The sequence below is a fragment of the Virgibacillus salarius genome (assembly GCF_039521925.1).
In the GTDB taxonomy this organism is placed as follows: Bacteria; Bacillota; Bacilli; order Bacillales; family Amphibacillaceae; genus Virgibacillus; species Virgibacillus salarius.
In genome coordinates this window covers 25,514-41,436 of sequence record NZ_BAAACY010000035.1, presented here as the reverse complement: position 1 = coordinate 41,436, position 15,923 = coordinate 25,514, and the positions used below count along the sequence as shown (strand labels likewise).

The window sequence follows — 15,923 nt, the reverse complement described above, 5'->3', positions numbered from 1 at the left end:
TTTACCCATTGTAAAAAAAGTCAACCTATTACTTATGACAAGAATTGTTGCACCTTCTCATAGCGGAGACGAATTACGTAGACTCCTGCGGGAATTGTGCGAGCCGAAAATCCACTTTGCAACGTGTTCTTCTTTGCAAAGTTAGTTGAGGCCGTGCCCGCGGAAAGCGAAGTAATTAGTCGGAGCATTGCCAATAGACATCAAACATTTCAAAATAACTACTTGGCTTAACGCAGTCATTGCACTGATTTTATACTTTCTTAACTTACAAAAAGGTACCCAGTAAAAGGATACCTTCAAGCTAAAGTCCGTGATGGGGATTATGCTTTTGTCTAGAATGATTGGCGTTTTTAACTTTCTTTGAACCATCTAACGGTTCGCCATAGGGTTGTTTTGGACTTTGCGGCAAATTTGGATGTTCCTGTTGCTTTGGTCCTTTTGGTTTACCCGCCATGTCAGCTTCCTCCTTTCAACTTCCATTTAGTTTTTGAGGGAGCATATCCATTTATACATGGGCATGGTAATTCAAAAAGGACCCGGAAAAGCGCATACTGCTTTTCTGGGTCCTCTGTCATATAGATTATTTCGTAAAAGCGTCTGTAAGTGCTGTGACAATTTGTTTCTTACGTGATACAACACCTTTTAGAAGCGCACGACTATTATCGTCAAGTTTGACATCAAATGCTGCTTCTACTTTTTCTTTTCCACTTCCAAGTGCTAATACCTCGGAATCATTATTTAATATATCTGTTACTACAAACAAGAAAAGATCAAGGTCTTTCTCATTCACTATTTTTGCAATTTCCTGATCGATTTCATGCTGCAATTCGTATATTTTTGCAGTATCCACTGCATTTACCTGTGCGATTTCTACCTTTGCATCAGCCATGGAGAATTCTTTTGCATCCATGGTAAGCAACTCGTAAACAGATTTATCACTTAAATCAGCACCAGCCTGTAACATTTCCATTCCATACGTTTCTAGATTTACTCCAGCAATTTTTGCTAATTCATATGCAGCATCCACGTCTTCTTTTGTACAAGTTGGAGATTTTAATAGCAACGAGTCTGATACGATTGCAGATAGTAATAGACCAGCAATTTCTTTGGAAACAGGGATATTGTTTTCCTTGTACATTTTGTTCAGAATCGTAGCTGTACAACCTACCGGCTCAGCACGAAAATATAAGGGCTCACTTGTTTCGAAATTAGAAATACGATGATGATCAATTACTTCGGCAATACGGACATCTTTTATATTTTCTACACTTTGTTGAAATTCATTATGATCAACAAGAATAACCGATTTCACATCATCTTCCACTTTTTCAATTAGTTTCGGAGCTTCCACATTAAAGTAGTCCAACGCAAATTGTGTTTCTTTACTAACAGACCCTAATCTTGCTGGTTCTGCACGTATACCAAGTTTATTTTTCAAGTCAGCATAGGCTAAAGCTGAACAAATTGTATCTGTGTCTGGATTCTTATGTCCAAAAATTAACGTCTTATCCATGAATCATTCTCCTTCTATTAAGCTTCTACCATTATTAGCTTACCAAAATTAATTAAAATTGAATAGCGTTTATTCTTCCGTTTCCGTTACCCCCCATAATTTTTTTGATCTACTGTAATTATTCCAAACAATATCTAAATCATGAAAATATCGATGTAATTGACGAACCGTATTCATATTTTTTTCTTGTTCTAATTGATTCGTCAGTTTTTTGATCGCATCTAAATCTCTTATTAACGACTCATTAGCAATTTCGCCTAATTGGTTATTTATGGTTTCTCGAATCGTTTGGGCCTGTGTTACCTGTTCATCCCAATCAATATCATTAATAGCACCATATCCAGTCGTATCATTATAAAAATCATGTGCCTGAGCGATAAAATCCCCTATATCCGCTTTATTTTGTGATACTGATTCATTTTCTTGTTCAGCACTCTTTTTGGTTTGCTCTTTCTTTTCATTATTTTTCGCATCAACTATTTCTGTAGAACCACTAGCTCTTTCATCTTGAAATACGGCTTTTAAATCAATATCAAATAGCGCAAAGAAAAATACCGTAGATCCAATAAATGATACGAATAGTACGATGAAAAATGTCCAGCCAAACCAACCCCATGTACGTTTTGAATTCGTTTTTTTCACTATAAAAACTCCTTCAAGAAAATTTTTCTCCTGTTTTTACTGTTATTGTGCGTTATACCATTCTAAAACCCTTTTCCTAATTTCAGCATTACGAACCTCTTTTGCAACTGTTTCTGTTACCTCAATTACTTTTACATATGGATTTATAGGACTATCTTTATCCTGGAGTTTAACAACGCAATACCCCTTGATGGGAGCTAGCCTCATTTCTAAAATTGCCTCATTATTAAATATGCGATAAATCTTCTCTTCATCTGCTGGCCGTAAGTTCCATTCCTCCTGCATATCAGTTTGTTCTCGTTCAGTAGTTTGACTATAGCCAGACTCATCGTCGGTCATTCGCTTCCCCTTTTCTCTAGTTTGTTTTCGATCATTATAGATATGATTATTAATAGAGACAAGCAAGCGAATCACTTCAGATACGCCAATTAGTAGTACCCCACCTAAAAACCACCGACCAGCAATCGTAAAAAAGGACTGCCACATAAACCTGTTTTCCTGCTCTCCCATTTCATATATAGAACTTTCATTAAACGTGACATAATAAGCGAACATTGGTCCAATAAGCATTAATCCAATACCTAAAATTAAAATAGCAATTCCTAGAATATTTCGTTGCAACTTGTATCCCCCCCTGTTTATTAATTCTTTATTCGTATGGTAAACCCTTCAAATATTTTACTTTTTCCATGATTATTTTTATCATAATAAATAGAGGAATCAAGAATGGAGGAATCGGAAATGACAAATCAATTTTCATTAACACGTGGGAGTTTATTAACTTTTGTGAAACAGCTAGATAAGGAAATAATGGATATCCAACCGAAGGGATTTAATAATACGATACGTTGGCATATCGGGCATATCCTTGTAACTGCTGAGAGCCTATTATTTGGATATCCTAAACAGTCAACGAATATTCCTGTATCATATCAAGGGTTATTTGCTACGGGAACAAAACCATCTGAATGGTCAGAGAATGCTCCAAAATTAGCTACGCTTATCGTTGATTTAGAGAATCAAGCTCCACGAATTGAAGCACTTACAGATGAGTTCTTTGCTACAGACTTACCGTACACATTACCGTTTGGTAATTTCAAAACATATGGTGACGTTTTTGCAATGATTCTTTCTCATGAAGCAGAGCACTTGGGACAAATAAAAGCAATGAAGAAGATAGTTGAAAATAGATAGATGAGTAATCGAATAAGTATTATCGGTGGGGGAATTGTAGGTGCTTCAACCGCATATTACCTCGCAAGAAATAAATACCATGTTACGATCATCGATCGCTTTGATGATGGTCAAGCAACTGATGCTGCAGCTGGTATCGTATGCCCATGGCTCTCCCAACGACGAAATAAAGCTTGGTATCAACTCGTAAAAGCAGGAGCACGAAGCTATCCTAACCTTATTCATTCCTTATATCAAGATGGTGAAGAGGATGTAGGATACGAACAGGTTGGAGCTATTCATTTGCATGATGATGATAAAAAGTTAATTGCTATGAAAGAACGCGCCGAAAAACGGAAGCTTGCTGCTCCAGAAATAGGAGAAATAAAGCTATTAGATCAGCAAGCCACAACAGAATTGTTCCCATTATTAAACGGTAACTATAAATCGGTCTACGTAAGTGGTGCCGCTCGAGTTGATGGAAGAAAACTACGAGATGCACTTTTGCGTGCAGCGGAAAAACACGGAGCAATATTGATAAAGGGAAACGCAGCGTTAACGTACAAAGACAATACAATTAATGGTGTACATGTAAACAGCCAAACAATCCCTGCAGATACCGTTATTGCTGCTACTGGAGCTTGGATGACGGAACTCTTAAGTCCGTTGGGTATTCATTTTCAAGTGGACGAGCAACGTGCACAAATTCTCCATGTTCAGCTGCCAACAGGAGATGCATCTAATTGGCCCGTCGTAAAACCACCTAATAACCAATATATGTTGACTTTCCCTGATAATCGAATTGTATTAGGTGCAACCCATGAAGATAATGTAGGGTTTGATCACCGGGTAACAGCAGGTGGAATGCATGAAATCCTTACGAAGGCAATGGAAGTCGCTCCTGGATTAGAAGCAAGTACTATTCTTGAAGCTCGCGTTGGTTTCCGACCAGTCACACCAGGATTTCTACCAGTTATTGGACCACTCCCTGGCTTTCATGGATTATTACTTGCGAATGGACTTGGATCAACTGGCTTAACGATGGGACCATTCATCGGTTTACAGCTATCCAAGCTTGTAATGAAAGAAGAAGTTGATATCCATCTATGTGATTATCCTGTAGAAAAAGCGATCACTAAAAACTAAACGTAAGTACCTCTATTCGAACATCCTAGCACTACTCACACATAGTCTGGGACATAACAAAACACTTAACGTTAAAGATAAACACAACCTAACAAACAAAGAAAGAAATTTTTTCAAAGCATGCTCCTATGCTAAATATTAGTGGAAAAAGCTTTTACAGTGCTAGGGGAAAAACGTACTAAATGGAGTTTATTATAATCTATAGAAAAGCTGAGCTGGCTCAAATAGCTCGGCTTTTTCTTGATTCTAAAGTACACTTCTCCAGGTTTACTCTTTTCCAGAACCCCTAAGTAATAATGGATTGCTGCAGGGGCAGATTTTCTGTAGCTTGACTGGAGAATAGCAAAATTACTTCGTTGGGCATCCTTAAATCCTCCTACATTCAGATGAAGATTTAAAATTAAAAAATTCGGTAGTTTGTTAGCTATTTTTTTTATTTCTTTACTCACTCATCTTTATCCCCTGTCTCAACTGGTAGAGGAAACACAAAAAGACCAATTAGATATCATAATTCTGTATTTTATTTCCTTTTATTACAATGAAAGGGTTATAGAGATAATAAAGTTGTTTAATTTTTATCTTAAATAGTTAGAGCCTTACTACAATTTGTGTGTAGTAAGGCTCTTTAATGAGAAAAATTACTTGACAGCTTAAGAAGATTGTAGAACTATTACAATCTGACAATACATCATGTTCTTCCTACTATTTTACAATCATTACAGGACAATTCACTCGTTTTGCCACCTTGTGACTCACGCTACCTAAGATAAACGTTTGTAAATTATTTAATCCACGGCTTCCGATGACAACACAATCAAATGCATTGTCATTGGCATAAGATACAATCGTTGGACCAGGTTCTCCATGTAAAATCGTTATGTCATATTCTATTTCTGCGGCTATTAATAAATTTTCAACAACCTTCAACTTTTCTTTACGTTTTTTCTCAATTTCTAATTTGTCTGTTGCATGTAATACATCTGCTTTTGCTGTTTGACCATCTATCACATAAACAACTTCTACTAAACTAGAAAATTTTTCTGCAAGTTCAATCGCTTGTTTTGCGGATCGAACAGAATGCTCAGAACCATCAGCAGCTAATAATATTTTTTGGAACAAACGGCTCACCTCTTAGAAATTCATTAAAATACAACCTTGTGCTTTCGATTAAAAACATGGATGCCTTTGGTAAAACAAATATTAATGTCCAGAAGCTTTGGAAAGGCCACTGATCTGCTGTTTAAGCCTCCGACTATCTTCATTTAAACCTGTATAGTGAACGGGAACTTGTTTTTGCTCAAACTTCATTTCGATCTTATCCAATGCTCCTATAGCAGAGTCATCCCATAGATGGGCTTCTGATAAATCAATTTCCACTTCACTCACACGTTCTGTGAAATCAAATTTATTCGGTAACTCACTGACTGATGCAAAGAACAGTTGACCCTCCATTCGGTAAATGCGCTTTTGCCCTTGATGAACAAGCTCACTAGTAACCTTTATCCTAGAAATTTTTGCAGCAAAGAAAATGGCACTTAATAACACACCAGCTAATACACCTTTTGACAAGTCATGCGTATACACCACAACACCTACTGTTGTTAGCATCACAGCTACATCCGTTCTTGGCAGTTTATTTAAATTTTTAATCGATGACCAATCAAATGTACCAATCGACACCATAATCATAACACCTACAAGAGCTGCCATCGGTATTTGTACAACTAATCCACCTAATACAATAATGAGAAACATAAGGAATATACCTGCTACTAGTGTAGATAATCTTCCTCTGCCTCCTGATTTTACATTAATCACCGATTGGCCAATCATGGCACAACCAGCCATACCCCCAAAAAAGCCAGCTACTATATTTGCAATCCCCTGTCCACGACTTTCTCTATTTTTATTACTCTCCGTGTCTGTCATATCATCTACAATATTAGAGGTTAATAGCGATTCTAATAACCCTACGATTGCAAGTGCTAAGGAATAAGGAAATATAATCGTTAACGTCTCCCATGTAAATGGAATAGACGGAATTAAAAACATGGGCAGCTGTTGTGTTAAAGCTCCCATATCACCTACGGTTCCTACGTGAATATCTCCTAAAATGACAATTGCTGTTACGACAATAATTGCTACAAGCGCTGAGGGTACTGCGATTGTAATACGTGGGAGAATATATATAATTGCTAAGGTCAACCCAACTAAACCGTACATGATCCAACCTTCCCCTTTAAAATGAGGAAGCTGAGCAGTAAAAATTAAAATAGCTAACGCGTTAACAAATCCAACCATCACCGAACGTGGTACAAATTTCATCACTCTTGCTAGCTTAAAGATACCAAAGATTATTTGAATAATACCTGTAAGAATTGTTGCTGCTAATAAATATTGCAACCCGTGGTCCGCAACTAGATTAACCATAAGTAACGCCATTGCTCCAGTTGCCGCAGAAATCATTCCCGGACGACCTCCGACAAAAGCAATTACAACTGCGATGCAAAACGATGCATACAAGCCAATCATCGGATCCACACCAGCAATTATTGAGAAGGCAATCGCCTCAGGGATTAGCGCTAGAGCAACTACAATTCCAGCTAGAATATCACCCTTGACGTTACCAAACCATTCATGTTTCCATTGTGCAGTTTTCAAATGTTCAACCTCTTTCTATTGTTTAGATTATTTAAGCCCTCCAGAGACTTAGCCGTAGATAACCTATGCATCATACCATAAATAAAAAAAGAGGAAAAACCTAAAGAAAGCGTGTACATCACAAGTAAAATTCTATTTACTATTATTTTCTACCATTTTCATAACAAGTTATTAGAATGAGAGCTTTTTACTCAAAAATATTTTCCATTTACCTATGGATTATATTTACATACATTAGCCTGTTTGGTACGCTTATTTTAGATATAAGGAGGAAGTACAATGAAGGGAAGAATGATTGTCTTTTTATTAATTATTATAACGTTAATTGCACTTGTCTTGTGCTGGTATTGGTTACAGGATGTTATTGTGGATTACGATTTAGAACGAGCCATGCAACTAAAATGGACTAGTGAGACCCTTTCTCTTTAGTCCGATTTTTTGTGACCTTATATTGACTTCTATTTACGCTTACAAAGATAATGCGTATTTTTCTAGCTGATAGCCGCTCTATAATCTTAGTAATCTCTGCTTCTTTTGAAGTCAGTCTGCTCCATTTCATAGATGCTGCTCCACCGTATGTATTGCTATTGCCGACAAAGCCGGATACAAACTTTCAGTAAACCTAGAGGACGCTGCGTGCTTACTAAAATAGGAAAGAACTGCTAAGGAAACTTGATTGGTTAATATATTTGGTATTAAGCATGTTTTACCTATACTAAGATAGTGACCTTGTCTATATGGAAGTAAAAATCCTATAACCATATCCCCTTGATTTATCCTAGTTTTTCGCTGACGCAATATAACTGAATTCACCTTTCCTTCGACTATATCGATAAATGTATAATTTTCACCAATAGAATAGTCACTTCCCACCACGTAAATTCCTGGTTTAAGATGGTTCCATTGATATAATAGCTTCTGAATGGCTACAGACTTATCTATCCATTTTTCCCTATTATACTGAAGAAATTGCTGATAAATAGTCTTGCTAGTATGTTTTTCATGAAAACAAAAAATGGTCCAGCATAACCACGAATCATAGAGTCTATTCATCCATTCATCAGAAATGTTCAGCTCCACCCTCATATTCTCCATGATGTTTGTAAGGACAGAGTGGAACTCTTCGATAGCATAGATCATTATCTCGTCGATCATACTATGAATCTCTCCCATTATCGGATCATCCATCAGTATGTTTGGAGCAATATCACGTTTATCCATTTTATCTCCCCCATGCTAAGTTTCTTACATTCTAGCATGGTAAAATCAGACGTCTAGTTTTTAAAAGCGTATTTTATAACAGTGGACTTAGATGAGTATCGATTTTTTCTGTCAACAAAATTACAAATTGTACTCAAAATCATTAACAATATAAAACTTTGTTATATGCCTATACCAATGATGTCTTGGAAGACAACCTCTCATTACAATCATCTTACCATCCCTAAAAACGAACATTTTCTAGTCACTCCTATGCGTTAAATCCGGCTTGTTCTGATTTCATGGAGAGTCTTGTAGTTCTCTAAAATTGGCAAAAAACGCCCGATATTTAGCTTCACTTAGGATGATCTAATAACGAGCGTCATTCACAACTATGATTTCAAGCAGCTTGTCAGTTAAGCACGTGTCTTAGGGAGATGCTTGTTCTGATTATTATGTTCTAAACGAGTAATCTCCTCTCTTAGCCTTCCGTAGATATATTGGAATATTGGACTTTGAATAAATGTAAAGATAAAGGTAAATAAAAACACTGGGCCTCCTAATATCAGGCCAATTATGAGAACAAGGCACTCTGTTATGATTCGCACCTTGCCTACAGATGCGTCAAGCTTATCAGATATGGAAAGCATAAATCCATCACGAGGTCCAGAACCAACACCTGCCGCATTGTATACTCCTCCACCGATTCCCATAATAACGATACCTACTATAATAATAAGATAATCGATCCATGTATACGTTGCAACGGGTAAAAAGTCAAGATAGAGATAGATGTCTACAAATACACCTACCAGTACCCCATTTAGAAACGTTCCTAGTTTTATATAGCTTTTATCCAAAAACCAGGATATGATAATTAAGAGCGCAGAGATGATAATCGTCCATGACCCAATCGAAAGACCTACTTTTTCATATAATGCAACATTTAAGACATCCCATGGATGAATTCCTAAATGCTGAACATTAATCGATATACTTATTCCTAAACTAAAAAGGGCTAACCCTACAAAAAACATACCCCAGCGGATGGCAACTATCATTTTATCCCTTCTCTCTTTCATCATATATATTTATCTCGCCAGGTGACGTAGGTTCTATTTATACGAATGGCGTCCAGACCCATTTGATTTTTTTAATACAATCATTGCTAAAATAATTGCACTAAAACCAGCGATAAGTTTCCCTACAATCATAGGAAATACAATTTCCTTATTAATTCCTGCTACAAATCCTAAGTGACCACCCAAAACAAACGCACCACTTACGGCAAAGGCAACATTGATGACTTTCCCTCTGGCATCCATATGTTTTAACAGCGTTAACATCGGAATACTATGGGCAAGTGATGCTACTAGACCTGCTGTAGACGTATCACTAATACTAAGCTTCGAACCCAACGTATATAATGGTTTCTTAAATACCTTGGATATAAAATGGACCATGGGGAAAGCCCCTGCTAAAAATATTGCAATCTGGCCAACAATTTGAATCCCCTCTTCTAACGGTGTTAGATAAGGAATGACGATAAAACCAGTTAATGTCTCAATAATAATCGCGGTAAGCCCAATAATAGCTATAATTTCAACACATTTACCGAATATAGAGAAACCAATAATCATTTGTCCCGGCTTCTTCCACAGCCCCATGGAAATGAGAGCAGAAAAAAGCAATGTCGGTATAAGGTTAATAATAATTAGCTGGATGCTAAAACCAGCGAGTATTCCGCCTACTAAACAGCCGATTGGAATTGTAATCAAACCTAACAGGATACCCTTTGCAAAATATGTATGATCCTCTTTTCTAATAATCCCCAATGCTACGGGAATTGTAAATACAATGGTTGGGCCCATCATCGTCCCTAAAAATACCCAAGCAAATAATCCTGCCTCCTTATTTTGCGCCATTTCCTGTGCTAGCGCATACCCCCCCATATCAATGGCTAATATAGTATTTGCAAACACTGCTGGATCAGCTCCGATAAAGCCGTATATCGGAGCAATAATTGGTGTTAATATCCTAGCTAATACTGGAGCTAAGGAAATAATTCCGACCATGGCTAGCATAAGCGATCCCATGGTCATAAACCCTTCTGTAAAATGTTGACCAAATCCAAGCCTATTACCAAAACATTTATCAATGGCACCCAAACAAAGAAAACAGACAACAATGATTATAATGACATCATTAATTCCCATTATAGTTCTCCATTCTTTCTATATCTGTTCTAACAGGTGAACTTTCATATACTAATAGGAATAAACTACCGCAAACCCTTGTACCAAGTCAATGCTTTTTGTTCTATTTCCTTAACAATTGCGTCTTTATTTTGAATATACATAGCTATATCAATGGAGATCGTTTTGCCAGCCTCTCTTTTACATTCCCATACCGTTTTGCTTCATATGGAAGGATTTGTAATAAATCCTAAAAGCAAAACTGCTATTTCATACATAGGAACATAATCTCTACGCTGTTCTCCACTTTTTTGAAAATACCTTTCCTAAAATACCGTTTTCACCACATGATTTATACCATGCTTACGCATTGCTTGATTATAGAAATCTAACTTTGTGATTGATTTTACTATAGGCATTATATCCATGATAGGTTTTTCGTTTCCCCATTTAACTGCCGTACTTCCGATATGATGAATAGCATTTAACTCCCACATTAAACATTTTCTTTAGTTTCTCAACTTCCTTGATAAACGTATTTCCCCACTGCTCCCCTTAAAATATTACAATTACTTCTCGCATGACGGTTTCCACAGCTTACTTTTTCGCTTTAAATTCCTCTACAATAAAATTTTTACTCGCTTCATCAATGCTATAGTAGATCACTTGACTCGAAGATTCTCCTGCTCGTTCACTAATAATAGCTCCGTCTTTTACAAACTACAATTTAGAATCAATCAGACTTGTATGTTCCCTCGGACTTACAACACGAATGGACATATCAGGTTTACCAAGTTCATTAATATTAGCTGTTAGCTGTTTTTTTCTAAGATAAATCATTATTATATTATCGACGACAGATTGATCTGCTATATTTGTAATTATCACCGTTTCATCATGATCCGTTAACCATATTTCTCTTGAGGTCTGACTATTTGTAAATAACGCAGTTATATACCCAGTTGCAAACAACATAATACTTAAGATCGCCATTACTAAAACGCTACGAAGCTTCACCTCTCATCCTCCATTCATAATGGTACCTATTCTATAACTGAAAGTGACTGAGACAAAAGTATACGTTAAAGCTAAAAGCCGAACGACCTTTCGAAATGTACGTAGCATTCGAATTCGTTCGACTTTCTGGTTTAAAATAGCTGTTACTGTTTTACTAAAACGCCACTCAGCGATTACGTTTTTTCTTAAGAAAGCTCTATGGTTTATATGTTTCAAAATAAGCGTCTAATATTCCTTGACCAATCCTATGATTAATTGGATACCTCCCCTTTATTTTTCCTGTATGTGGAACAATGATCGCAAAAGCCATTTCCGGATCATCATATGGTGCGTAACCAACTAATGAAAGGTTCTCCGTATCAGCTAGCTTCTTTCCATCTATATAATATGCATTTTCAGCAGTTCCTGTCTTTCCTGCCGCATTATATTTACTATACTCGTCATTACCAAAATAATTTACACCTGTTCCGCCAGTTGCGTGAAAAACTCGATGGAACCCCTCCTGAATCCGAGTAATATACGATTGATCCATATCTACTCGATTTAAAATCTTTGTATCAATATTTCGATAAACGGAACCTAATTCCTTAGACGAGTTACTTGGATTTCTAATTTCCTTTACGAAATGCGGGCGAACACGATAGCCATCATTGGCAATTGTTGACACATATTGAGCCATTTGTAGCGCAGTATATGTATCATACTGACCAATGGCAAGGTTCATAAACAAGCCACCCATCGTTGAATTTTCACCCGTTAATCCTGTCGATTCATATGGATAATCAATGCCTGTACTCGCTCCTAGACCAAATTGCTGAAAATAATTTCTCATTTCTTCCCAAGCATCCGGATTAAACGTAATTTTGGCCTCATCTGGTAATGGATTCCGTTGTTCTCCCCCCATCTTTAAAGCGATATAAAACATATACACATTTGAAGACAGTCTTAATGCATCATAATCGTTCACAGCACCTAAATTCCTATAGGAACCCCTTCTTTTAGGATCGCCTTTAATCTTCAGTTTGCGATCATAAAATGATTGTCCCGGGGAAATAACTCCCGATTCATACCCAGCTAAAACCGTAGCTCCCTTAACTGCAGAACCTGGCAAGTGGGAATCGTACAATGCTCTATACGACTCATTTACATATTCATTTTTTTCCTTATCCCGACTCGCAGCACTAACAGCTAATAACTCACCTGTCTTCGGATTCATCACAACTGCAATTGCATCTGTTAAGTATGGATGCTGATAAGGATTCGCTTGAATAATATTTTTTAATTCATCCTTCACAACTTTATCAACCTTCTTCTGAAACTCCATATCTATGGTTAAGACGAGATCCTTCCCTGCCTCACCTTCAACAACCGTTTCAGAACCTACAATCGTACCGTCCTTTTTAGTTGTGTATTGAATCTGCTCTTTCCTACCTCGTAATACATTTTCATAGTATTCTTCCAAACCACTTATCCCAACACGATCATTCCGACTGTATCCTCTAGTTAGAAAATATTCCTCCTTTTCTGCTGGAATTCCTTTCTTTTGCGTTGTAATATTTCCGATTAAATTTTGAAATGTGTCACCAAATGGGTACTCCCTTTCCCAATCAGCTGTTGCATTAATGCCTGGAAGTTCGCTAAGATGTTCAGAAACCATTGCATATTCCTCTGACGTTACCCCCTCATTTTTAACAATTTGGGGCGTTAAAGCATATGCCTTATCCAACTCCCGCTTAATGGCTATGATCTTCTGCTCATTCTTCGTGAAATCACTTATTTTATCTTTCGGGATTCTCTCTAAAATAAGATTATATTCCTCTGTATCATCTAATTCCTTTTTCTCTTCTGTGCTTAGCAGCTTAACAGCTTCTTTTTTATTTTCTAAATACCAATATTCCTTTTTATTCCGCTCCGAAATTCCTTTGCTATCAAAAGAAATTAATTGCGCTAATTTCTTAGCAACCGTTAATCGATTCTTCGCTTGCACTCTCTTAGCGGGTGTATATGTAATAGCGTACAATGGTTTATTCGTGACTACTACTCGATGATTACTATCATAAACTTCCCCCCGCGGCACTGGTACCTTAGTTGTGTCTCTAATCGTTCGATCGATTTCTTCTTGAAATGACTCTCCTTTCAGAATTTGAACTACACCTAGCTGCAACACCAATGCAGAAAACATAATAAACATGACAAAAAATAAAATGTTTAATCGAAAAGGAAGTCTCTCCCTTTTCAACTTCCTTCGCTTGTTCTTTTTCCCCATCTAATCTTCCCCTTTGTTACAAGTGCTATGTAATCTAACACCTCTTATCCCCTCTAACAATAAGAATATTAAGACTTTTTAGCCAAAAAATATAACTACAGAACTTAAGACCACCATCCAATCCAACTTAATACTCAATTGATGCTTTTTACTTAATAAATAACAATATATTTGAGTTAATCATATCATTTACTTATCCTGCAATTCAACCAATTATTTCCTTTTATAGAAGCAATAATTAAACACTCTATACCTTGAGTAATTAAGGATTTATCAATGTCTATAGTATACTATGTATATGATCAGATTCTTTTCCAGTATTACTTTAAAGTCCTCTGCCCCTTCCCCATGATAAGGTATTCCTTTTTATTATCTATCATAGCTGCAAACTTTTTAGAAGCTCTCTGTGAATTTACTGTTTGAATGCAACTATCGATCCATCATCACAGGTATAAGAGGGAGTTCTTGAACCTACTACATGCTATGGAAAATGAATTCTCTCAAAGGAAAATGCCTAAGTAGAAGCTTACTTTTCATCGATGTCATTATTGAGATGCTCACCTATTAACTCTCTGTCATTTTTAATAGACAAATCATCGTGCTTATAATTTTGTATGTATTCGATTAAAAATGTTTTATCTTCAGGATAGGATAAAGCTAAATTTGTTAGTTCATCTGGTGATTTCCAATCTATACGATAAATTAATTTATCAGGATCATTAATGGTTTCCTCTCCACCAACCACCTTAACTGCAAAATAAATAATTTCCCCATATGGTCTTTCTTTTTTCCATATAGATTGTCTTATCTCTACGTTTAAGCCTGTTTCTTCTTTTATTTCCCTAACACAACATTCCTCAAAGGTTTCACCTGCTTCTAAACCGCCAGAAGGAACAGACCAACGTTTTGGTTCTTCTGGGGTTCCCTGTAATACCATTAGAACCTTTCTGTCATAAACACATACTCCCGCAGCACCAAGCCATTTTTTCATCTATAAGCACCTTTCTATTTTTATTTTAAAAATTCTTAATTTATTAGTTTTTTATCAGACTATAGCACATATATCTATTAATCTCACAAGAAATATATAAAGTGAAGCTTCAATTAGTGGGGGTATAAATTTTTGCTAATAATAACTTATATTCCCAAGACAAATTAGGCTCCTCCTCCACTATTCTTGTTCGACTACATGCTCTTAATGGAAACTGATAGGACAGATCTACCGATTGTATGAAAAAGTTATGTATGATAAATGTTAAGCTTGTTCCAAGTAGATTTCCACTTCTTTTTCCTTATTCTCTCCTCATAAATTGCTTCACGTTCTCTTGTTTCTGTGAAATAAGGCGTTGGCTTCAGCTGTAAATTGATGACATCGGCTATACCACAAGGTGCAGTAACAATTACCTTACCTTCTTTATCTAGCTTTACCCCAAGTGCAGTTGCTGTTTCTGGGAATTTAGATATCGCATCAACTGATGAAGTGTATGGTGGAATATTATTAACAATATGCATTCTTGCTTCATTTTTAACAGACCAGGGAACATTGGGCATTTTATTTTTTAATTTAGCTTCTAAAATTTTTTCCTCCTGTTCATCTATCGTTTCTATATCAAAATAGATTACATCCACATCTGGTATAGTAGTTCGTTTAGTAAAGCCGTGCAATGTATCCCAAATTTTCGCACGAATAAATCCGGCACATATCCACCAATCAGGCAGGTTCAATGTATTGGCAGCTTGCAAAATTTCCATCATCTCATCATCAGCTTGAATTAACTTTCTGACATCTTCTTTATTCTTTAACAAGAATATTCCCCCTATCCAGAACATACATTCTTATTATAGCATAATAAAAGCTTTAGTGAATATTTGTTCCGTCTATTGACTTTTAGTGAAAAGGAAACAAATTAATTATTGGTAAAGCATCTAAGTCTAGACACTGACTATCTTCAATAAGTTGGTGTGAACCTAAAATGATGGGGGGTTTGTTTATTCCCACTAATTGTAAGTACCAGAAACGTATGACCTAAAGGCCTTTGAACCAATTGGATATTTACTGGCAGAGCACCCCCACTTACCAATATTGGCTTCACTTTATTGCTTGAAGTGG

Annotated in this window: 18 protein-coding genes; 3 read left to right on the top strand and 15 right to left on the bottom strand. The window is 36.4% G+C overall.

Going from position 1 to position 15,923, the window contains the following annotated elements; translation table 11 throughout:
* Positions 1-301: 301 nt before the first annotated feature.
* The 4 genes from ABDZ84_RS05650 to ABDZ84_RS05635 form a co-directional block, all read right to left on the bottom strand.
* Positions 302-454 (bottom strand): small acid-soluble spore protein P, encoded by a 153-nt coding sequence (locus ABDZ84_RS05650; protein WP_026682946.1) that lies wholly within the window; start codon positions 452-454, stop codon positions 302-304.
* 126 nt (positions 455-580) lie between these two features.
* Positions 581-1,513: a manganese-dependent inorganic pyrophosphatase gene (locus ABDZ84_RS05645; protein ID WP_026682945.1), complete on the bottom strand. Its 933-nt coding sequence runs from the start codon at positions 1,511-1,513 to the stop codon at positions 581-583.
* 69 nt (positions 1,514-1,582) lie between these two features.
* On the bottom strand, positions 1,583-2,155 hold the full coding sequence (locus ABDZ84_RS05640) for a hypothetical protein (RefSeq protein ID WP_034679805.1): 573 nt from the start codon (positions 2,153-2,155) through the stop codon (positions 1,583-1,585).
* A gap of 42 nt (positions 2,156-2,197) precedes the next feature.
* Positions 2,198-2,776 carry a hypothetical protein gene (locus ABDZ84_RS05635; protein WP_026682943.1) on the bottom strand — a complete coding sequence of 193 codons (579 nt, stop codon included), beginning with the start codon at positions 2,774-2,776 and terminating at the stop codon, positions 2,198-2,200.
* 120 nt (positions 2,777-2,896) lie between these two features.
* On the opposite strand from ABDZ84_RS05635, the gene ABDZ84_RS05630 reads away from it, so the two are divergent.
* Both ABDZ84_RS05630 and ABDZ84_RS05625 read left to right on the top strand, forming a co-directional pair.
* Positions 2,897-3,349 carry a DinB family protein gene (locus ABDZ84_RS05630; RefSeq protein WP_051388465.1) on the top strand — a complete coding sequence of 151 codons (453 nt, stop codon included), beginning with the start codon at positions 2,897-2,899 and terminating at the stop codon, positions 3,347-3,349.
* Positions 3,350-4,474 carry an NAD(P)/FAD-dependent oxidoreductase gene (locus ABDZ84_RS05625; protein WP_026682941.1) on the top strand — a complete coding sequence of 375 codons (1,125 nt, stop codon included), beginning with the start codon at positions 3,350-3,352 and terminating at the stop codon, positions 4,472-4,474.
* 131 nt (positions 4,475-4,605) lie between these two features.
* Here the strand turns inward: ABDZ84_RS05625 and ABDZ84_RS05620 are convergent, their stop codons facing one another.
* From ABDZ84_RS05620 to ABDZ84_RS05610, 3 genes are all read right to left on the bottom strand, one after another.
* Positions 4,606-4,923 carry a hypothetical protein gene (locus ABDZ84_RS05620; protein WP_026682940.1) on the bottom strand — a complete coding sequence of 106 codons (318 nt, stop codon included), beginning with the start codon at positions 4,921-4,923 and terminating at the stop codon, positions 4,606-4,608.
* Positions 4,924-5,176: 253 nt separating this feature from the next.
* Positions 5,177-5,593, bottom strand: a complete 417-nt coding sequence (locus ABDZ84_RS05615) for a universal stress protein (protein ID WP_026682939.1) — start codon at positions 5,591-5,593, stop codon at positions 5,177-5,179.
* An 81-nt stretch (positions 5,594-5,674) separates the two neighbouring features.
* Positions 5,675-7,135 (bottom strand): SulP family inorganic anion transporter, encoded by a 1,461-nt coding sequence (locus ABDZ84_RS05610; RefSeq protein ID WP_026682938.1) that lies wholly within the window; start codon positions 7,133-7,135, stop codon positions 5,675-5,677.
* A 279-nt stretch (positions 7,136-7,414) separates the two neighbouring features.
* Here ABDZ84_RS05610 and ABDZ84_RS05605 point away from each other — a divergent pair, with 279 nt between their 5' ends.
* On the top strand, positions 7,415-7,564 hold the full coding sequence (locus ABDZ84_RS05605) for a hypothetical protein (protein WP_161629298.1): 150 nt from the start codon (positions 7,415-7,417) through the stop codon (positions 7,562-7,564).
* A 126-nt stretch (positions 7,565-7,690) separates the two neighbouring features.
* Here ABDZ84_RS05605 and ABDZ84_RS05600 read toward each other — a convergent pair whose 3' ends face one another.
* The 8 genes from ABDZ84_RS05600 to ABDZ84_RS05570 all read right to left on the bottom strand — a co-directional run bounded on the left by ABDZ84_RS05600 (position 7,691) and on the right by ABDZ84_RS05570 (position 15,643).
* The gene (locus ABDZ84_RS05600) at positions 7,691-8,356 is read right to left on the bottom strand and encodes a hypothetical protein (protein WP_026682937.1); all 666 of its coding nucleotides are present in this window, start codon (positions 8,354-8,356) and stop codon (positions 7,691-7,693) included.
* A 395-nt stretch (positions 8,357-8,751) separates the two neighbouring features.
* Complete coding sequence (locus ABDZ84_RS05595) at positions 8,752-9,396, bottom strand: YczE/YyaS/YitT family protein (RefSeq protein ID WP_034679802.1); 645 nt, start codon at positions 9,394-9,396, stop codon at positions 8,752-8,754.
* 54 nt (positions 9,397-9,450) lie between these two features.
* Complete coding sequence (eutH, locus tag ABDZ84_RS05590) at positions 9,451-10,551, bottom strand: ethanolamine utilization protein EutH (RefSeq protein WP_026682936.1); 1,101 nt, start codon at positions 10,549-10,551, stop codon at positions 9,451-9,453.
* Positions 10,552-10,856: 305 nt separating this feature from the next.
* Complete coding sequence (locus ABDZ84_RS21460; protein WP_080668774.1) at positions 10,857-11,027, bottom strand: GrpB family protein; 171 nt, start codon at positions 11,025-11,027, stop codon at positions 10,857-10,859.
* 223 nt (positions 11,028-11,250) lie between these two features.
* Positions 11,251-11,547 carry a hypothetical protein gene (locus ABDZ84_RS05585; protein ID WP_026682935.1) on the bottom strand — a complete coding sequence of 99 codons (297 nt, stop codon included), beginning with the start codon at positions 11,545-11,547 and terminating at the stop codon, positions 11,251-11,253.
* Between the two features lie 196 nt (positions 11,548-11,743).
* Positions 11,744-13,813, bottom strand: a complete 2,070-nt coding sequence (locus ABDZ84_RS05580; RefSeq protein WP_026682934.1) for a peptidoglycan D,D-transpeptidase FtsI family protein — start codon at positions 13,811-13,813, stop codon at positions 11,744-11,746.
* 526 nt (positions 13,814-14,339) lie between these two features.
* Positions 14,340-14,804 carry an NUDIX hydrolase gene (locus tag ABDZ84_RS05575; protein WP_080668773.1) on the bottom strand — a complete coding sequence of 155 codons (465 nt, stop codon included), beginning with the start codon at positions 14,802-14,804 and terminating at the stop codon, positions 14,340-14,342.
* A gap of 248 nt (positions 14,805-15,052) precedes the next feature.
* Positions 15,053-15,643, bottom strand: a complete 591-nt coding sequence (locus tag ABDZ84_RS05570; protein WP_080668772.1) for a nucleotidyltransferase family protein — start codon at positions 15,641-15,643, stop codon at positions 15,053-15,055.
* Positions 15,644-15,923: the final 280 nt, after the last annotated feature.